The sequence below is a fragment of the Nonomuraea dietziae genome, from assembly GCF_014195505.1.
Lineage (GTDB): Bacteria > Actinomycetota > Actinomycetes > Streptosporangiales > Streptosporangiaceae > Nonomuraea > Nonomuraea roseola.
Genome location: NZ_JACIBV010000001.1, coordinates 7,419,909 through 7,437,566 on the forward strand (window position 1 = coordinate 7,419,909; position 17,658 = coordinate 7,437,566).

General features: G+C 70.6%; 23 protein-coding genes. 11 read left to right on the forward strand and 12 right to left on the reverse strand.

The window, feature by feature from the left end:
• Positions 1 to 2: 2 nt before the first annotated feature.
• Positions 3 to 674: a pentapeptide repeat-containing protein gene (locus tag FHR33_RS35365; RefSeq protein ID WP_183657238.1), complete on the forward strand. Its 672-nt coding sequence runs from the start codon at positions 3 to 5 to the stop codon at positions 672 to 674.
• Here the strand turns inward: FHR33_RS35365 and FHR33_RS35370 are convergent.
• The 4 genes from FHR33_RS35370 to FHR33_RS35385 are packed head-to-tail and all read right to left on the reverse strand — an operon-like array spanning position 661 to position 3,866.
• Positions 661 to 1,689 (reverse strand): NAD(P)H-dependent flavin oxidoreductase, encoded by a 1,029-nt coding sequence (locus FHR33_RS35370; RefSeq protein ID WP_183657242.1) that lies wholly within the window; start codon positions 1,687 to 1,689, stop codon positions 661 to 663. The two genes, FHR33_RS35365 and FHR33_RS35370, sit on opposite strands and share 14 nt — an antisense overlap.
• Positions 1,686 to 2,366 (reverse strand): CoA-transferase subunit beta, encoded by a 681-nt coding sequence (locus FHR33_RS35375; protein WP_183657245.1) that lies wholly within the window; start codon positions 2,364 to 2,366, stop codon positions 1,686 to 1,688. Before FHR33_RS35375 ends, FHR33_RS35370 begins: the two co-directional genes overlap by 4 nt.
• On the reverse strand, positions 2,353 to 3,126 hold the full coding sequence (locus FHR33_RS35380) for a CoA transferase subunit A (protein WP_183660482.1): 774 nt from the start codon (positions 3,124 to 3,126) through the stop codon (positions 2,353 to 2,355). The genes FHR33_RS35375 and FHR33_RS35380 overlap by 14 nt, the downstream gene beginning before the upstream one ends.
• A gap of 8 nt (positions 3,127 to 3,134) precedes the next feature.
• Positions 3,135 to 3,866 carry an enoyl-CoA hydratase family protein gene (locus FHR33_RS35385; RefSeq protein ID WP_183657248.1) on the reverse strand — a complete coding sequence of 244 codons (732 nt, stop codon included), beginning with the start codon at positions 3,864 to 3,866 and terminating at the stop codon, positions 3,135 to 3,137.
• A gap of 45 nt (positions 3,867 to 3,911) precedes the next feature.
• Here FHR33_RS35385 and FHR33_RS35390 point away from each other — a divergent pair, with 45 nt between their 5' ends.
• The 6 genes from FHR33_RS35390 (at position 3,912) to FHR33_RS35415 (ending at position 7,853) form a co-directional block, all read left to right on the forward strand.
• Positions 3,912 to 4,700, forward strand: a complete 789-nt coding sequence (locus FHR33_RS35390; RefSeq protein ID WP_183657251.1) for an SDR family oxidoreductase — start codon at positions 3,912 to 3,914, stop codon at positions 4,698 to 4,700.
• Between the two features lie 19 nt (positions 4,701 to 4,719).
• Positions 4,720 to 5,646 carry an SDR family oxidoreductase gene (locus FHR33_RS35395; RefSeq protein ID WP_183657254.1) on the forward strand — a complete coding sequence of 309 codons (927 nt, stop codon included), beginning with the start codon at positions 4,720 to 4,722 and terminating at the stop codon, positions 5,644 to 5,646.
• A gap of 156 nt (positions 5,647 to 5,802) precedes the next feature.
• Positions 5,803 to 6,060 carry a hypothetical protein gene (locus FHR33_RS35400; protein WP_183657256.1) on the forward strand — a complete coding sequence of 86 codons (258 nt, stop codon included), beginning with the start codon at positions 5,803 to 5,805 and terminating at the stop codon, positions 6,058 to 6,060.
• 87 nt (positions 6,061 to 6,147) lie between these two features.
• Positions 6,148 to 6,408, forward strand: coding sequence for a hypothetical protein (locus tag FHR33_RS35405; RefSeq protein ID WP_183657259.1), 261 nt, complete (start codon positions 6,148 to 6,150; stop codon positions 6,406 to 6,408).
• 78 nt (positions 6,409 to 6,486) lie between these two features.
• On the forward strand, positions 6,487 to 7,302 hold the full coding sequence (locus tag FHR33_RS35410) for an ATP-grasp domain-containing protein (protein WP_183657262.1): 816 nt from the start codon (positions 6,487 to 6,489) through the stop codon (positions 7,300 to 7,302).
• A 209-nt stretch (positions 7,303 to 7,511) separates the two neighbouring features.
• Complete coding sequence (locus tag FHR33_RS35415) at positions 7,512 to 7,853, forward strand: RNHCP domain-containing protein (protein WP_246452283.1); 342 nt, start codon at positions 7,512 to 7,514, stop codon at positions 7,851 to 7,853.
• A 7-nt stretch (positions 7,854 to 7,860) separates the two neighbouring features.
• Here FHR33_RS35415 and FHR33_RS35420 read toward each other — a convergent pair whose 3' ends face one another.
• From FHR33_RS35420 to FHR33_RS35450, 7 genes are read right to left on the reverse strand one after another with little or no spacing between them, the layout of a single operon-like run.
• Positions 7,861 to 8,607, reverse strand: a complete 747-nt coding sequence (locus FHR33_RS35420) for an SDR family oxidoreductase (protein WP_183657265.1) — start codon at positions 8,605 to 8,607, stop codon at positions 7,861 to 7,863.
• A 51-nt stretch (positions 8,608 to 8,658) separates the two neighbouring features.
• Entirely contained in the window at positions 8,659 to 9,960 is a 1,302-nt protein-coding gene (locus tag FHR33_RS35425; RefSeq protein ID WP_183657268.1) for a DUF2252 domain-containing protein, read from the reverse strand.
• A gap of 34 nt (positions 9,961 to 9,994) precedes the next feature.
• Positions 9,995 to 11,035, reverse strand: coding sequence for a hypothetical protein (locus tag FHR33_RS35430; RefSeq protein WP_183657270.1), 1,041 nt, complete (start codon positions 11,033 to 11,035; stop codon positions 9,995 to 9,997).
• Positions 11,032 to 11,388, reverse strand: coding sequence for a PadR family transcriptional regulator (locus FHR33_RS35435; RefSeq protein ID WP_246452284.1), 357 nt, complete (start codon positions 11,386 to 11,388; stop codon positions 11,032 to 11,034). The genes FHR33_RS35430 and FHR33_RS35435 overlap by 4 nt, the downstream gene beginning before the upstream one ends.
• 29 nt (positions 11,389 to 11,417) lie before the next feature.
• Positions 11,418 to 12,197 carry an SDR family oxidoreductase gene (locus FHR33_RS35440; protein ID WP_183657272.1) on the reverse strand — a complete coding sequence of 260 codons (780 nt, stop codon included), beginning with the start codon at positions 12,195 to 12,197 and terminating at the stop codon, positions 11,418 to 11,420.
• Positions 12,194 to 13,315, reverse strand: coding sequence for an acyl-CoA dehydrogenase family protein (locus tag FHR33_RS35445; RefSeq protein ID WP_183657274.1), 1,122 nt, complete (start codon positions 13,313 to 13,315; stop codon positions 12,194 to 12,196). The genes FHR33_RS35440 and FHR33_RS35445 overlap by 4 nt, the downstream gene beginning before the upstream one ends.
• A complete protein-coding gene (locus FHR33_RS35450; protein WP_221242297.1) occupies positions 13,312 to 13,836 on the reverse strand; it encodes a flavin reductase family protein in 525 nt (174 codons plus the stop codon). The genes FHR33_RS35445 and FHR33_RS35450 overlap by 4 nt, the downstream gene beginning before the upstream one ends.
• A 171-nt stretch (positions 13,837 to 14,007) precedes the next feature.
• Here FHR33_RS35450 and FHR33_RS35455 point away from each other — a divergent pair, with 171 nt between their 5' ends.
• Positions 14,008 to 15,147 carry a thiolase C-terminal domain-containing protein gene (locus FHR33_RS35455; protein WP_312895860.1) on the forward strand — a complete coding sequence of 380 codons (1,140 nt, stop codon included), beginning with the start codon at positions 14,008 to 14,010 and terminating at the stop codon, positions 15,145 to 15,147.
• Between the two features lie 3 nt (positions 15,148 to 15,150).
• Positions 15,151 to 15,519 (forward strand): Zn-ribbon domain-containing OB-fold protein, encoded by a 369-nt coding sequence (locus FHR33_RS35460; protein WP_183657276.1) that lies wholly within the window; start codon positions 15,151 to 15,153, stop codon positions 15,517 to 15,519.
• A gap of 99 nt (positions 15,520 to 15,618) precedes the next feature.
• On the opposite strand, the gene FHR33_RS35465 is transcribed toward FHR33_RS35460, so the two are convergent.
• Positions 15,619 to 15,969, reverse strand: a complete 351-nt coding sequence (locus FHR33_RS35465; RefSeq protein WP_183657278.1) for a hypothetical protein — start codon at positions 15,967 to 15,969, stop codon at positions 15,619 to 15,621.
• A 165-nt stretch (positions 15,970 to 16,134) separates the two neighbouring features.
• Here FHR33_RS35465 and FHR33_RS35470 point away from each other — a divergent pair, with 165 nt between their 5' ends.
• Positions 16,135 to 16,857 carry a GntR family transcriptional regulator gene (locus FHR33_RS35470; protein WP_312895861.1) on the forward strand — a complete coding sequence of 241 codons (723 nt, stop codon included), beginning with the start codon at positions 16,135 to 16,137 and terminating at the stop codon, positions 16,855 to 16,857.
• A gap of 186 nt (positions 16,858 to 17,043) precedes the next feature.
• The gene (locus tag FHR33_RS35475) at positions 17,044 to 17,622 is read left to right on the forward strand and encodes a GNAT family N-acetyltransferase (protein WP_183657282.1); all 579 of its coding nucleotides are present in this window, start codon (positions 17,044 to 17,046) and stop codon (positions 17,620 to 17,622) included.
• Positions 17,623 to 17,658: the final 36 nt, after the last annotated feature.

A 17,658-nucleotide genomic window follows, 5' to 3' on the forward strand; every position in this document is an offset into this window, starting at 1 on the left:
TCGTGAACTTCGACGGCGAGGACCTCTCCGGCACATCACTGACCGAGCGGCTGAAGGGCGACGAGCCACACGTCTTCCGCGAGTGCGACCTCACCGAGACCGACCTGTGGGGAGCGTCGCTCGCGGGGGCCAGGTTCGAGTCGTGCGTGCTGGAGCAGACCGACTTCCGTAAGGCCGACCTCGACGGCGCGGTGTTCACGGGCGGCGGCGGGCTGCGCACCAGGTTCACCGACGCCGACCTGCTCGACGCCGCCTTCACCGACGTCGACCTGTCCTCGGCGCACTTCGGCGGCGCGCTGATGACCGACGCCTCGTTCACCGGCTGCCGGATGATCGGCGCCTCGCTCACCGGATCGAGGGGCACGGGCTTCCGCCTCTCCCGTTCCAACCTGATCATGGCCAACCTCGGCGGCTGCACGCTGCGCGGTCAGCTGCTCGAAGGCATCAGGTTCGACGACGCCGACCTGTCGGGCTGCGACTTCACCGAGGCGGTCTTCAGCGACTGCCGCCTGACCGGCACCAAGGTACTGAGGGCGGTGTTCGCCAAGGCCGACCTGCGCGGCGCCGACCTCGGCGAGCCCGACGACGCCAAGGTGCGCGCCCTGGCAGGCGCGGTCATCAACCAGGCGCAGGCCAACGCCATCCTCGGGGCGCGCGGCCTCACGGTCGTGTGATGCGCCCCAGCGTCGCCTCCGCCTCGGCCATGATCCTGGTGATCAGCTCCTCGCACGAGGGCAGGTCGTCGAGCACGCCGACCACCTGACCCGAGGCCATGACGCCGAGATCGGTGCGGCCCTCGACCATGGCGGCCCTGAGCAGCACGGGGGTGTTGGCGGCCTGCAGCACCTGGGCCCAGGTCAGCTCCCTGCCCCGCCGCATCCTGCGGCCCTCACCGATCAGCTGCGCCCAGGTCAGCCCGGACAGCCGTTTGAAGCGGGCTCCGTTGACCACTGCGCGCAGCAGCCTGGTGCGTTCGAGCGAGGCGACGAACGGCGTGGCGAGCACCCGGTGCGGCACGCCGTCCACCTTGCGGGTCACGAGGGTTTCGGTGGAGTCGAGGTAGAGCCGCTTGACCGCGTCGGGGACGGGGGAGTCCTGGGTGAGCAGGAAGCGGGTGCCCATGGCGATGCCCGCCGCGCCGTACGCCATGGCCGCCACCAGGCCGCGGCCGTCGAAGAAGCCGCCCGCCGCGATGACGGGGATGTCGACGGAGTCGACGACCTGGGGCAGCAGCAGCGTGGTGGGGATCGGCCCGGTGTGCCCGCCGCCCTCGCCGCCCTGCACGATCACCGCGTCCACGCCCCACGCGGCGACCTTCTCCGCGTGGCGGCGCGCGCCGACGGACGGGATGGTGACCACGCCCGCCTCCTTCAGCCGCGCGATGAGCTCCCTTCGCGGGGCCAGGGCGAAGGAGGCCACGCGGACGCCCTCGCGGATCAGCACCTCGACCCGGTCGGCCGCGTCGGCGGCGTCGGAGCGCAGGTTGACGCCGAAGGGCTGGTCGGTGCGGTGCTTCACCTCGCGGATCGCCGTCGTCATCTGCTCGAGCGACATGGTCGCGGCGGCGATGACGCCGAGCCCTCCCGCGCGGGAGGTGGCCGCGGCCAGGCGGGCGCCCGCGACGTAGCCCATGCCGGTCTGGACGATCGGATGGCGGCAGCCGACGAGGTCGGTGAGCGCGGTCCTCACATCGCCTCGCGCAGGTTGCCCGGGTCGAGCGCCTCCAGGACGCGCAGCTCCTCCTCGGTGGGGCCGCGGCTGGTGGGCACGTCGGGCGGGATCACCAGCTCGAAGCCCGTCGCGTCGACCACCTCCTCGACGCTCACCCCCGGATGGACCGAGACCAGCCGCATCGAGCCGTCGGGCGTGCGCAGGTCGAGTACCGCCAGGTTCGTCACCACCCTGCGCAGCAGCGGCCCTCCCACGCCCGAGACCATGTCCACCCTCTCGACGAAGACGCGGGGGGAGTGGCGGGGGATCCAGTAGCTCGTGGGACAGCACACCGTGTTGCCCGGCGCCCCCCGCACGCCGAGGAGCTGCGCCTTCGGGCGCTCCCACGCGCCGATGCAGGAGATGTTGGTGTTGCCGGACCTGTCGATCTGCGAGGCGCCCATGAACACGTGCCGCCTGCCGGTCAGCACCAGCCACAGATGGTCGCGGAAGGGCAGCCAGCCCTCCGTCACCTGGGGATCGTCGCCCGTCAGGTGGCAGACCCCGTCGGTGGTCAGCAGGTCGGGCTCGAACGTCATCCTGGCCAGCCGCGCCCCCAGCGTCGTGATCGGCCCGCCGATCCCCGCCGCGAGGATCTCCCCGTCGCCCCTGAACGCCTCCGCGCAGGCGACGACGCACACATCAGCCCTGCTCATCGTGGTACTCCAGCCATGGGGTCGTCGCGTAGCGCCGCTGCTCGGCCTCGTCCCTGCCGTAGTCGGGCTCGCACGAGGTGAACCCGGCCCCTCCTGGCGCCTCGACCACCCCCGTGACGAACGCCCTGCTGATGAGCAGCGACTGGACGGGCCCCTCCTTCAGCAGGTCCGCGCTGTCCACGACCCGCTCGCAGGAGACGTAACAGCTCGTGGCGGCCTTGGCGTACAGATCGTCGAAGTAGGGGTCGGGGCCGAGGTACTGCGCGTTGCCCCGCCGGTCCGCCCTGTTGAGGTGCACCAGCGCCACGTCCATGGTCAGCGCGGGCACCGCCACCAGGTCCTCCTCCGTGTATGGCGAGCGCACCGTTCTCAGCCCCCGGTTGACCCGCATGACGTCGGAGCCGAGCCCTGCCCTCGTCGGCAGGAACGGCAGCCGGTGCGCCGCGGCGAGCAGGCCGAACATGAACATGCCCTCGTCGTACTCCACGAACTCGATCGAGCCCTGCTGCCGTGCGGCTCTGAAGTGGGGCTCCAGCGGGATGGTGTCGAGGGTGACGAAGGGGGCGACGACCCTGCGGACCCTGCCCGCCGCGCACAGCATGCCGACGTCGGCGCCGCCGTACGAGATGATCGTCAGGTCGGTCACGGGGGTGTCGAGCAGCGCTCTGACCAGGGCCATCGGCTTGCGGCGCGAGCCCCAGCCGCCGACGCCGACGGTCATCCCGCTCTCGATCCGCGCCGCCACCTCGGCGGCCGTCATGACCTTGCTCACCCCAGGAACCTCTCCCTGTGCTCGTCGCCCGCGCCCACGAGGTTGAGCTCGAAGGTGAGGCCCTGCTCGAATCGGTAGCTGCGCTTGACGTCCACGGGGTCGATGCCGTTGAGCGACTCCTTGGCCCGGCGGATCACGTAGGGGTCCTTCTCGGCGATGACCCGCGCGACGGCCAGAGCCGCCTCGCGAAGTCTGTCGCGCGGCGTCACCTCGAGCACCGAGCCGAAGGCGTGCAGTTCATGGGCGGTGACGTTCCTGCACGTGTAGACCATGGCGCGCATGAGGTGCTGCGGCACCAGCCTGGAAAGATGCGTCGCCGCGCCCAGCGCGCCCCTGTCCACCTCGGGCAGCCCGAAGTAGGCGTCCTCGCTGGCCAGCACGATGTCGGCGTTGCCCGCCAGGCCGACCCCGCCGCCCAGGCAGAAGCCGTGCACCGCGGCCACCACCGGCACCTCGCAGTCGTAGACGGCGGCGAAGGCCCTGTAGCAGCCCCTGTTCGCCTCGACCAGCGCGGTGTGGCCCCGCGTCGCCTGCATCTCCTTGATGTCGACGCCCGCGTTGAACCCGCGCCCCTCCGCCCGCAGCACCACGACTCTGGTCGCGGGGTCCTGCCCCGCCGTCTGTACGGCACGGGCCAGGTCGTTCCAGTCGCGCACGCGCAGGGCGTTGACCGGGGGGACGTCGACGACCACCTCGGCGATCGGCCCGGAGTGCGTCGTGATGGCCATGGCGCTCCTGTCGATACCTAACGCTTGCTTGGTACCGTAGCATCCGTGATCGCCTTCGACTACACCGGCAAGGTCGTCCTGGTGACGGGTGGGACCAAGGGGCTCGGCAGGGGGATCGCCCGCGCCTTCCTGTCCGCGGGGGCCACCGTGATCGTCTGCGCCCGTACCCCGCCCGACGCGCCCGTCACCGCCCCACCGTATCCGCGGGCCCCGGCTCCCGCGTCGGACGGCCGCACCGGCGTGGCCCGGTTCGTGCGGGCGGACGTACGCGATCCCGAGGACCTCGAACGGCTCTTCGCGGGCCTGGACCGCCTCGACGTGGTGGTCAACAACGCGGGCGGCGCGCCGTACGCGATGGTCGCGGGGACCTCGCCCCGCCTGCACGCCCGCGTCATCGAGCTCAACCTCATCGCCCCCCTGCTGGTCGCCCAGCGCGCCCACCCGCTCCTGGCCGCCACCCAGGGCACGGTGATCATGATCGGCAGCACCAGCGGCACCCGCCCCTCTCCCGGCACCTCCGCGTACGGCGCGGCCAAGGCGGGCCTGCACCACCTGGCCGCCTGCCTGGCCGCCGAGTGGGCCCCCGACGTCAGGGTGAACACGGTCGTCGTCGGCCTGGCCGAGACGGAGAACGCGGCCGAGCACTACGGGGGCAGGTCGGAGCTGATGAGCGCGACCATTCCCGCAGGGCGGATGGCCGGGCCGTCCGACGTGGGTGAGGTCTGCCTGTGGCTGGCGGGCTCCGGTTACGTGACGGGCGCGCAGATCCTCGTGCACGGAGGCGGCGAGACCCCTGCCTGGAAGTGGGTCGCATCTGATGGAATCTCCCGATAACCAAGGCGCAGGAGGCCGTGTGACAAGGATCTGCGAAGGCCGGGTCGTGATCGTGACGGGCGCGGGCCGCGGCATCGGAAGAGAGCACGCGCTGGAGTTCGCCAGGCAGGGCGCCAAGGTGGTCGTCAACGACCTCGGCACGGGCCGCGACGGCGGAGGGCGCTCGGGCGCGCCCGCGCTCGCCGTGGTCGAGGAGATCCAGGCGCTCGGCGGGTACGCGGTGGCCAACTGTGACGACGTGGCCGACTGGGACGGCGCCGCGAGGCTGGTGAAGATGGCCGTCAGCGCCTACGGCAGGCTCGACGTCCTGGTCAACAACGCCGGCTTCCTGCGCGACAGGATGCTCGTCTCGATGACCGAGCACGAGTGGGACGAGGTCATCAGGGTCCACCTGAAGGGCCACTTCCTGCCGTTACGCCACGCCGCCGCCCACTGGCGCGAGCGCTCGAAGGCGGGGGAGCGGGTCGAGGCGAGAGTGGTCAACACCTCCTCGGGCGCGGGCCTGCTCGGCAGCGTGGGCCAGGGCAACTACTCGGCGGCCAAGGGCGGCATCGCCACGCTCACCCAGGTCGCCGCCGCGGAGCTGGCGCGCTACGGCGTGACGGTCAACGCGATCGCCCCCGCCGCCAGGACCCGGATGACCGAGGAGGTGTTCGCAGGCGAGATGGCCAGACCTGATACCGGCTTCGACCCCATGGACCCCGCCAACGTGGCCCCGCTGGTCGCCTGGCTCGGCTCGACGGAGTCCGGGCACGTGACGGGAAGGGTCTTCGAGGTGGAGGGCGGCAGGATCTCCCTCGCCACGGGCTGGGCCCACGGTCCCGGCGTCGACCGCGGCGCCCGCTGGGACGCCGCCGAGGTGGGAGAAGCGGTGTCAAGACTCGTGGCCGAGGCTCCGGCCCCCGAGCCTGTGTACGGAGCGTCAGGAGGGTCAGGCGCAGAATAATCTTCTGATTACTCAGTGCTACCCTTTCTCTACCCTCGGTTATAAGCTCGCTTTGGCTTTGACCCCACCGGGTCAAGCGGAGTCAAAAGGGCAGTCGCGCGCCAGGGGCCCCACGCGCGCCTCTGCCCGCGACGCCACACTGGCGAAGGAGCTGAAGTGATCAAGAAGCTGTGCGCGACCGGTGCCGTACTGGCAGCGGCCACGGGCCTCACCCTGGTGGCGACCCCGGCACACGCCGACGACTGGACCAGCAACTGGAGCCGCAACATCGGCTCCTCGCAGTCCGGCAACAACTTCGGGAACGTGGCCGCCGTCAACCGCGGCGCCAGCGGTTCCACCAACGTCAACAACATCAACGGCATCGCGACGACTGCTTCCGACAGCAGCATCTCGGTGACCTACATCTTCTACTAAGCCGCCACGCCTTCCCCATACCTTCCCCGCCCGCCGGCTCCACCGTGCGGGAACGTTCCACAACCCGTGATCTGGAAGGAAGTCGAGATGCTCAAGAAGCTCTGCGTCACCGGAATCATCGTCGCCGCCGCCGGCGCCACCCTCATGAGCGCTCCCGCGAGTGCCGACACCGACACGCGCAACGCGAGCCGCAACAGCGAGGCGTCGCAGTCCGGCAACAACTTCGGCAACGTGTTCGCCGGCAACGTGGGCACGAGCCGTTCGACCAACGTCAACAACATCAACGGCAACGCCGTCACCGGCACCAACCGGAGCTGGGTCGGTGTCAGGGTCGCGATCGACGACTGACCGATCCCGATGAGCGTGCGAGCCGGGTCGTCCCAGGCCCGGCTCGCGCCGTTTGTCCGGCCCCGTACCATCCGTTGAGTGACTATCTGTGCATATGTAACCTTTGATGACCCTGATGGCAACGACGACGAGCGGGAGCTCGTCCTCGCCTCCTGGCGGGAGGCGGGCATCGAGGGCAGGGCGGTCAGGTGGGACGACCCCGAGGCCGACTGGAGCGCGTTCGACGCCGCCGTGGTCCGCTCGGTGTGGGACTACGTCGAGAGGCGGGCGGAGTTCGTCGCCTGGGCCCACCGGGCCGGCAGTGTGACGAAGCTGCTCAACCCGGCGGCGGTGATCGAGGCCAACACCGACAAGACCTACCTGCGTGACATGGGCGTGCCGATCGTGCCGACCCACTGGTCCTCGGGCGACTTTCCGCAGTGGGACGAGTACGTCGTCAAGCCCGCGATCTCCGCCGGCGCCAAGGCGACGATCAGGACGAGCGACAGGGCCGCCGCGAAGGCGCATGCCGCCAAGCTCGAGGCCGAGGGTCGCACGCCGATGATCCAGCCGTACCTCGACATGGTGGAGGCCGAGGGCGAGACCTCGCTGCTCTACTTCAACCGCGTCCTCAGCCACGCCGTACGGCGCAATCCCATGCTCGCTCCCGGGCAGACGCAGGCCGACCTGGCCCGCGCCGAACTGCGCACGCCCGCTCCCGACCAGCTCGAACTGGCCGAGAAGGTGCTCGCCGAGGTGTCGGGCGACCTGCTCTACGCCAGGGTGGACCTGGTCAGGCTCCCCGACGGCAGGCCCGTGCTGATCGAGCTGGAGCTGACCGAGCCCTACCTGTTCCTGAGCCACAGCGAAGCCGCGGTGGGCAACCTGACCAGGGCACTGGGCGAGCTCCTCTGAGAAAACCCGTTGCGACGGGCGGGCTCCGGTTGGTTGACTGCGGGCGAGCCTTCGAAGGGGGAATGTTGATGAACGCGCGCCACGAGGTCGCCGTCACGCGCCCTCGAGCGGAGCCGCACCCCCGCCGGAGCATCCGGCGGGGCTGAGTCCGCCTGGCGTGGTGACGGCACGCGTCGTCCCGTCCGTCATCGCCCGAAGGTGTTACTCCGTTGCCTCGTCAGAGCTCGTTTCGCTGTGTCAACTGCCGCCTCGACGTCTCCATGGACGCTCCAGGCACCCGCCACCGCAACCACTGCCCGACCTGCCTGTGGTCGCGCCATGTCGACCGCACGCCGGGTGACCGCGCCGCCGACTGCTCCGCGGGGATGGCCCCCATCGCCATCCACGTACGGCAGGGCGGCGAATGGCAGCTCATCCATCGCTGCACCTTCTGCGGCGAGCTGGACGCCAACCGCATCGCCGGTGACGACAACCCGCTCACCCTGATGCGCCTGGCGGTCGCCCCGCTCGCCCAGCCGCCCTTCCCCCTCGACTGGTTCGCCAGCCTGTGAGAGCCGTTCAGGCGGTGATCCCGCCGTCGACCGGGATCACCGTGCCCGTCAGGTAGGCGCCCGCCCGCGAGGACAGGAAGATCGCCGCCCCGGCCATGTCATCGGGGCGGCCGATCCTGCCGAGCGGCACGCCACCCGCGACCAGCTCGCGGGTGGCGGGGTCGTCCAGCGCGAAGGCCATCATCTTCGACTCGAACGGCCCTGGCGCGATCGCGTTGACCGTGATGTGCTCGGGCGCGAGCTGCCTGGCCAGGTGCCTCGTCAGCATGTGCACCCCGGCTTTGGTCGCCGAGTAGGCGTAGCTCTCCAGCGCGGGCACCCTGATGCCGTCCACGGAGCCGATGTTGATCACTCTGGCGGGATCGTCAGGGGTGGCCGCGGCGCGCAGGCGGGGGAGCAGGCGCTGCGTCAGGTGGAACACGCCCTTCACGTTGATGCCCCACAGCTTGTCGAAGGCGTGCCCTGGGTACTCCTCCAGCGGCGCGCCCCAGGTCGCGCCCGCGTTGTTGACCAGCACGTGCACGGGCCCCTCGACCGCCTCGGCCAGCGCGCCGACGCCCTCGGGCGTCGACAGGTCGGCGGGCACGGCGGTGCAGCCGAGTTCGGCGGCGGCCTTGTCGACCTCGGCCGTCTTGCGGGCGGAGATGTAGACCGTGGCGCCCGCGGCGACGAACCCGGCCGCGATCATTCGCCCGATGCCCCTGGAGCCGCCGGTGACGACGACCGTCTTGCCTTCCACGGAGAACAGAGTCATGCTCTGGGAGCATGCCATACCGACCGGTCGGTCGCCAGAGTCGGGCGTCTGTCAGAGCCCGGGGATGCGGCCGTTCCTGAACAGGTCGACGAAGGTCTGGTGATCCTGGCGGGCCTGCGCGCCGTACCGGTGGGCGAAGTCCACCAGCATCCCGACGAAGCCCCGCCTGTCACCGTCGACGACCGCCACGATCGCCTCCTCGGTCGAGAAGTCGACCAGGTCGTGGCTGGACTCGTCGTCGGCGACCGAGTGCATGCGGGCCACCGCCCTTCCGAGGTCCAGCATGATCGAGCGCAGCTCGCCTGGCTCCTTGACGTCCTCCCAGTCCAGGTCGGCGGAGTACGGCGAGACCTCCGCCACCAACTGCCCCACCCCTTCGAGGGCCGTGTAGCCGAGCCACGGATCGGCGTAGGCCTGCAGGGCCCGCTGCGACTCGGCCGTCCTGTGGCCCTGGTGCCTGAAGTAGGCCGCCACCCTGGCGTCGTCGATGTGCCTGGCCACGGCGGGCACCTGGGCCTGCTTCATGTAGAGGATGACGTCGTTCTCCAGCGCCTGCGAGCGTCCCTCCAGGAGCAGGTTGTAGGAGGGCAGCCCCGCCGAGCCGATGCCCACGCCCTTGCGCAGCGCCACGTCCTTGATGAGGTGCCTCATGGGATCGGCCTGCCCCGGCAGCGTGCCGAGGTAGTCCTCGAAGGCGTCGAGCACCGCGGCGCGCGTCCGGGCCGAGACCGGTTCGCGTCCGTCCATGAACGCGAACCGCCGGTCGTAGTCGTCGATCACGGTCTCGACGTCGAGCATGGCCACGCGGGTGTTGAGCCTGGCCGTCTGCAGCACCCTGTGCAGCACGCCCGAGGTGGTGGCCAGCGTCAGCGAGCCGATCGCGTCGTCGCCGCCCTTCGCGATGCCCGTCAGCTCGGTCAGGTAGGCGTCGCCGAAGTCGGTCACGAGGCGGGTGATCGCCTCGTCCGAGAGCGCCTTGCCGTAGCCGATCAGCGCCACGCTGGCGGCGAAGCGCTTGAGGTCCCAGGTGTAGGGGCCGACGTAGGCCTCGTCGAAGTCGTTGACGTTGAAGACCAGGACGCCCGAGGCGTTCATGTAGGTGCCGAAGTTCTCCGCGTGCAGGTCGCCGTGGATCCACACCCTGCTGGTCGGCCCGTCGAGGAAGGAGTCGTCGGCGTGGTCGCCGGTCAGGTCGGCGTAGAAGACGGCGGCGCTGCCCCGGTAGAAGGCGAAGGCCGAGCCCGCCATCTTCCTGAACTTGCGCTGGAAGGAGAGCGGGTCGCGCTCGATCGAGGGGCCGAACTCGGTCAACAGGACATCGAGCAGGTGGGACGCGCGGCTCTGTGACGCCATACCTCGCACAGTAGGCCGCGCGTCCCCGCTCTGACTAGGCGGAACGTCCCTGACCGACCCCGGGGACGCCCTCGACGCGCGGGAGGGCGCGCATGGCCGCGACGGTGAGCGCCACGGCCAGGACGGCGAGCACGGCGGCCTGGGCGAGCATGGTGAGGGCCATCGCCTGGACTCCGTCTCCTTGGGCGCCGAGGTAGTCGAAGGGAGCCCTCAGCACGATCATCGGCACCGCGGCGATGGCCAGGGCCAACAGGAGGGAGGGGTTGGCGTGCCTGGTCAGGCACACCGTCCCCGCCACCAGGAGCGCGGCGATGGTCACGCCCTGCGGGTCCAGCCACGGGGCCAGCCATCCCACACTCTCGACGGGTGAGCCCGCGACGCGCGGCCCGACGGTCAGGGCGAGCGCCTGGTAGAGCGCGGCCACCCCCAGGGGAGCCGCGGTCAGCGGGGCGGAGGGTCGCACCGGCGGCGCGTCCGCGTGGTAGGCGGACAGCAGGGCCACGACGGGCAGGGCGGTGGCGAACAGGAACCCGAGGAGGCCCCAGCCGAGGATCTCGGGCGTCATCACGCCGAGGACGGCGTACATGAGCACCGAGGCGGCAAGGCCCGTCACCGCGAGCACCTTGGCGGGCCGCACCCTGGCGAGCGCGAGCATGGCGAACGCCGCCGCCCACACCAGGCCCTGCGCGATCCACAGGAGAGCCCATGCCCACTGCTCGCCGGTGACGAGGTACTCGTCGGGCGCTGCGCGGACCAGGCCGAAGAGGACGAGCTCCGCGGCCACATTGTCCCACGCCAGCGCGGCGAGGTAACCGAGCCCTAGCAGCGCGAACAGTCTGACGGCGTCGCCCGTCGCCCTGGCGCGGGGCGGGGCGCCGAGGCCGCCGATCCTGGTCCTGACCGCCAGCCCGGCGACGGAGGCGACCTCCGGCAGACCGGGCCTGAGGTTGTCCTCGTCGCGGACGTCTCCGGCGGCGTCGAGGAAGGCGTCGACCATCTCCTCCTCGCGCTCTGCCCTGTAGGAGGCGGGCAGCATGCGCAGGACGAAGCGGTAGCGCTGTTCGAGCAGGCTCATGCGGCGCCTCCGGCGATCGAGGGGCGGACGGCGACGGCGCCCCTGCGGGCGCTCAGTCGTTCGGTGGCGGTCTGCAGGGTTCCCGCCAGCCTGGACACCTCCGACTGCAGGGCGTGTTCGCCCGAGTCGGTGAGGCGGTAGTAGCGGCGCAGCCGGCCCGACTGCACCTCCTCGCGGTCGAGTTCGACGAGGCCTTCGGCGGCCAGGCGGTCGAGGACGCCGTAGAGAGTGCCGATCTTGAGCTGCACCTTGCCCTCCGACAGCCGTTCGACCTCCTGGACGATGCCGTAGCCGTGGCGTGGCTCGTCCACCAGGGCGGTCAGAGCCAAGAACATGGGCTCCGTCATATTCATGACTCCACTATACCCTGTTAAGCAAGATATCAGGCGCGCTGGCTCGAAACGGAGACGACCTCTCCCGTCATGTAGCCCGAGTAGTCGCAGGCCAGGAAGACGATCACGTTGGCCACCTCCCACGGCTCCGCCGCCCTGCCGAACGCCTCCCTGGCCGTCAGGTCGTCCAGCACCTCCTCGGTGGTGACCTTGGTGAGGAACGGGTGCGTGGCCAGCGAGGGCGCGACCGCGTTGATCCTGATCCCGTGCTCGGCCGCCTCCAGCGCGGCGCACCTCGTCAGCGCCATGACCCCTGCCTTGGCCGCCGCGTAGTGCGACTGGCCGCGCTGGGCCCGCCAGCCGGCCACCGAGGCGTTGTTGACGATCACGCCGGAGCGCTGCGGCGCCATGTGCCGAAGCGCCGCACGGGTGCAGCGCATCGTGCCCGTCAGCGTCACGTCGAGCACGGCGTGCCACTGCTCGTCGGTCATCTCGCTCAGCTCGGCGGTGCCGCCGAGGCCCGCGTTGTTGACCAGCACGTCGAGGCGTCCGTGGGTTTCGAGCACCGCGTCGAACAGCGCACGCACCTGCGCCTCGGAGGTGACGTCGCACGGTACGGCCAGCGGCTTGACCCCCGTCAGCTCGGCCAGCGCCTCCGCCGCCTGCGCCAGACGGCGTTCGTGCCGGTCGGAGACGACGATCGTCGCGCCCTCCTCCGCGCAGCGTCTGGCGGTCGCGTAGCCGATGCCGGTGCCCGCCGCGGCCGTCACGAGCGTGACGCGGCCGTCGAGCAGGCCGTGCGAGCGAGGGTAGGGGGGCTGCGGGGTCATCGGGGCTCCGTCCTCGGCTCTTTCGGCAGTCCGAGAGCGCGCTCGGCGATGATGTTGAGCTGGATCTCGCTCGAGCCCGCGTAGATGGTGTCGGCGCGGCTGAACAGGTAGAGCCGTTGCAGGTCGTTGAGCTCGCCGACCAGGCCCTCCTTGCCGAGCACCTCCTGGGCCAGCTCGCCGAGGCGCTGGTGCCATCGCGACCAGTAGAGCTTGGCGATCGTCGGCTCGGTGTCGGGCCGCAGCGCGTTGAGCCGCATGATCCGCAGCTCCAGCCAGGAGCGGGCCAGGCCGTCCCTGACCAGCGGGTCGTCGAGGGCGCCGGTCCTTCTCGCGGTCTCGATCACCTTCGTGAGCTCGCGCTGGAAGCCGAGCTGCTGGCCGAGGGTGGAGGCGCCCCGCTCGTAGCCGAGCGTGGCCATCGCCACCCGCCAGCCCTCGCCCGGCGCGCCGAGGACGTTACCCGCGGCGGTCCTCGCGCCGTCGAAGAAGACCTCGTTGAACTCAGAGGTGCCGGTGAGCTGCCTGATCGGACGCACCTCGACGCCCGCCTGGCGCATCGGGACCAGCAGGTACGACAGGCCCTGGTGACGCCTCGAGCCCGGCTCGGTACGGCACAGCACGAAGCACCAGTCGGCCACATGGGCCAGCGACGTCCACACCTTCTGTCCCGTGACCACCCACTCGCCTTCTTCGAGCACCGCCCTGGTCTGGACGCCTGCCAGGTCCGAGCCGGCCTCCGGCTCGGAGTAGCCCTGGCACCACAGCTCGTCGCCGCGCTGGATCGGCGGAAGGAAGCGGTCCTTCTGCGCCCGGGTGCCGAATTCCAGGATGGTCGGACCGATCAGCCCCTCGCCGATGTGGCCGACGCGAGCAGGGGCGTCGGCCCTGGCGTACTCCTCGTGGAAGGCGATCTGCTCCTCAAGGGAGGCGGCGCGACCGCCGTACTCCTCGGGCCAGCCGAGGCAGGTCCAGCCCGCCCTGCCGAGATGGCGCTCCCACGCGTGCCGTACGGCGTGCCCCTCGTGCTCGCGGCCGGGGCCGCCGAGCCCCCTGGCGTGCGCGAACTCACCGGCCAGCGCCGACTCCAGCCAGGCCCTCGCCTCCTGCCTGAGCGTCATGGGATGAAGCGCCCGTAACCGCCGCGGTAGAACACCAGCGGGCTGCCGTCGGCGTTCGCGTCGAGCTGGTGGACCCTGGCGACGACGATCACGTGGTCGCCGGCCGGGTGCTCGGCCTCGATCGAGCACTCGAGCCAGGCCAGCGCGCCCTCCAGCAGCGGGTTGCCGCCGGGGGAGCGGGACCACGACAGCCCCGCGAACTTGTCGCCGCCCTTGGCCGCCAACTGCGCGCACACCGGCTGCTGGTGCTCGGCCAGCACGTTGACCGTCACCGTCTTGGCCGCTCGAAGCCTCGGCCAGCTGGTGCTGGTGTGGGCCACGCAGAAGGCGACCAGTGGCGGGTCGAGGGAGACCGAGGTGAAGGAGTTGGCGGCGAGGCCCGCGGGCTCGCCCGTGTCGGGGTCGAGAGCCGTGATGGCCACCACGCCGGTGGCGAACCTGCTCAGCACCGACCTGAAACGCCGCCCGTCCAGATGGCCGTTCCCCTGCATCGCGGCTCCGTTGACGGTGTGGTGCGGCATGACAGGCAGCCTGCCGTCACAGCTGTCCACCGCGATCAGCCGGGCAGCGTGTGTGCTCATGGGCGCCTCCTGTCCACCACTGTAGATTACCAAGCGCTTGCTTGGCACGGTAGGTGTCTTCTCGAGAAGGCGCGTTGACAGTCGTGCGGCGGCCCGCATAGCGTCGGAATTGTGGCCAAGCGCTTGCTTGAATTCCGGGACGCCACCGCCCTCGTGGGCATCGGCTACACACCCTTCTCCAAGGACTCGGGCGTCAGCACGCTCACCCTCGCCTGCAGGGCGGTCATGAGCGCTCTCGACGACGCCGGCCTCACCCCCGACGACGTGGACGGCATCGCCACCCACAGGGTCGGCGACTCGGCGGCGCCCTCGCTGGTCGGCCCCGCGCTCGGGATCGACGCGCCCACCTGGCACCTGGACCAGTTCGGCGGAGGCAGCGTCTCGCACGCGATCGTCGGGCAGGCGGCGCTGGCGGTGGCGGCGGGGATCGCGGACGTGGTCGTGTGCTACCGGGCGATCAACGCGCGCTCGGAGTTCCGCATGGGCACCGCGCCGAACCCGAGCCCGGAGACGCAGTACCTCGCCCCGTACGGCTACGGCGCGCCGGTGCAGCAGTTCGCGATGTACGCCCGCACACACATGCTGAAATATGGCACGAAGGCGGAGGACTTCGGGCGGGTGGCGATCAGGCAGCGCGCCTACGCGGCGAGCAATCCCCGCGCGCTGATGCGCGAGCCGATCACCATGGACGACTACCTCGCCAGCCGTCCGATCGCCGAGCCGCTGCGCCTGCTCGACTGCTGTCTCGAGACCGACGGCGCGTGCGCGGTCGTGGTGACCACCGCCGAGCGCGCGCGAGACCTGCGCCGCCCTCCCGTCCTCGTCTCGGGAGCGGCATGGGGCGGCGGCGACTCCTTCCTGGCACCGGGCGAGCCCACCGTCACCGCGGCCGCCGCGCTCGCCCCGCGCCTGTACGGCATGGCGGGCGTGGGCCCCACGGACATCGACGTCGCCGAGCTGTACGACTGCTTCACCTACTCGGTGATCGTTCAGCTGGAGGACTACGGCTTCTGCGCCAAGGGGGAGGGTGGCCCCTTCGCGGCCTCGGGGGAGGGCCCGCCGGTCAACACGCACGGGGGGTTCCTGTCGGAGGGATACGTCCACGGGCTCAACCACGTCGCGGAGGCGGTCTCACAGCTGCGCGGCGACGCGGGCGAGCGGCAGGTCGCCGGGGCGGAGGTGGCGCTGTCCACCGCCCAGCCCGGTCACATCCTGCCCGCCACGTCGGCGCTGATCCTGCGGAGGGGGTGAGCCGTGGACAGGGACTCGGCCGAGTGGTGGGAACTGGCGGCCACGGGGGTGCTCGCCGTGCAGCGGTGCGACGCGTGCGGGCTGACGCGCTTCCCCGCGCGGGCGTTCTGCGCCGCCTGCCGTACCGAGGGCTGGTCATGGGCGCCGCTGGCGCCGATGGGAGTGGTGGAGAGCTGGATCGTCAGCCGCTGGCGCGCGCCCGAGCCGTTCACCGTGGTGAGGGTGCGGCCCGCGGAGGCGCGGGGGTGCGTGATGTACGGGACCTGGCGAGGGGAGCGGGAGCCCCGCCAGGGGGAGCGGGTGGTCGCCGTCTTCACCGAGCGGCCGTCGATCGAGTGGCGCCCCGAGGACGCCGGCGGCCACGCCACCTGACTCGAAGGGGAGAGCGCGCCCTGGCGGGCGTGGGGGACCCGCCAGGACGCGCCTCCGTACCGTGCGCGTCGCCCCAGGACCCCGGCGAGGGATGGGGTCCTAAGCCGAGTGCTCGCGCACGGAGTCGGTGAGGGTGTGACCGTCTGCAGTTGGATGCCGATAACGCTCGGCGATGCGGTGCGCCGCGCCTACCGGATCGTCGATCGGGTGGGTGACGGGAGATCCATCCTCATTCCAGATGAATGATCCGTCTTTGCACCACACGGTCACCTCGGTCAGTACGGAAAGCACGGACATGCCATTCCCATTGCTCTGGTAGGTGTGGGTGAACCCCTGGCGGTGCAACGCGTAACGCAGTAAACGTGTTGCCTCGCGGGGATCGTGCCAGGGCAGGTAGCTTCGCAAGCTCGCTTGCGTCGCATACGGCGTGCCCGCGCGGACCGGCGACACCGGCAGTCACCCCCTCGCCCGACCTTTCGATGGATTTGTACCAACGAATGGATGATGGGGCTGTCAAGGCCGTGCGGTCAAGGGGTTGTAGCTAGCCAGAACCAGATCGTCTAAATTGTTGGAACAAAAGGGGTGAAAGTGGCACGGTCGTCGCTGTATCAGCAGGTGGCTTCGGATCTGCGAAGGGCCATCTACTCCGGCGACCTCGGCCCAGGGGCGCAATTGCCCACAGAAGCCACTTTGCAGGACAAGTACGGCGTAAGTCGCAATACCGTCAGACTTGCCCTGGGTGAGCTGGTGAACGAGGGCCTCGTCACCCGTGCTCCCCGGCGCGGCACGATCGTGCGCGACCGCAGGCCCCTGCTGATGTACCCCCAGCGGGAACTGGCCCCGCAGCCGACAGGTGAAGTGCGCGAGGCCTTCGCCTACGCCGTCTCCCAGGAGGGGCGCGAGCCCAGCCAGCTGATCGAGGTGCAGATCGTCAGCCCGGTCGAGGAGATCGCCAGCCGGCTGGAGCTCGGCGACGCCGACCTGGCCGTCGTGAGGCGGCGGCTGAGATTCGTCGACGGACAGCCCTACAACACCAACGACTCCTACTTCCCGAGAGACCTCGTCCGCGGCTCGGAGATCGAACGGCCGGGGGACATCGCCCGAGGGGCGAACAGGGTGCTCGAAGAGCTCGGCCACGGGCAGGTGCGCGTGGTCGACGACATCATGGCGCGGATGCCGAACCAGTCCGAGGCCGAGCGCCTCCAGCTGGAGCTCGGGACACCGGTCGTGGTGTACATCAGGGTCGGCTACGACAGCGGCGACACGCCCGTGCGCGTGGCGGTGTCGGTGCTTCCCGCCGACAAGCACTTGATCCGTTACGAGCTCGCTCTCCGCTAGGAGCGGCTCGCTTGGGGGTGATCCCTGCCATGGGGCGCGGATCGTTCTGCCGCGCTGGGCACTAGGGACTCGTGCATACTCCCCCAAATTGCATTCTTCCCCGAAATATCGCCACGAAAGCCGTGCGCCACCGAATGGACACGCTCCGTGTTCACTCCGTCACCCATCGGAACGAAGGGTAGAACCATGCACTCCAACACCCTGCTTCACCCGCTGACCCTCCGGCGTGCCGTACCCGCCGACCTCTCAGGGGTCCTCTCCCTCCTCGCCGACACCTCCGAGTGGCTGCACCGGCAGGGCGTGCGGCAGTGGCCGCGCGGCGGCTTCGGCCCCGAGCGCATCGAGCCGCTGATCGAGGAGCAGGTCCTCTACGTGCTGGAAGGTGACTTCGGCGCGACCGTCGCGACCATCGCGCTCGACGGCCACGCCGACGCGGAGTTCTGGACCCCCGCCGACGAGCCGGGCTCGGCCCTGTACGTCCACAAGCTCGCCGTCTCCCGTGCCGCCTCGGGCGCGGGGCTCGGTGACGCGCTGCTGGACTGGGCCGGCGCGAGCGTCGCGGCCTGCGGGCTCGACTGGCTCAGGCTCGACTGCTCCAAGGACAACGCGCGCCTGCAGCACTACTACCGGCGCCGCGGATTCCGTCACCTCCGCACCGTCGACCTGCCGCACCGTGCGTCGGGCGCGCTGTTCCAGCGTCCGGCGATGGTGCGCACCAGCACGGCGGACGGACTCTTCCGAACAATGGATCTTGTCAATGCCTGACAGGGTTTGTCAGAAATAACCCCTACCCTCCTCTCT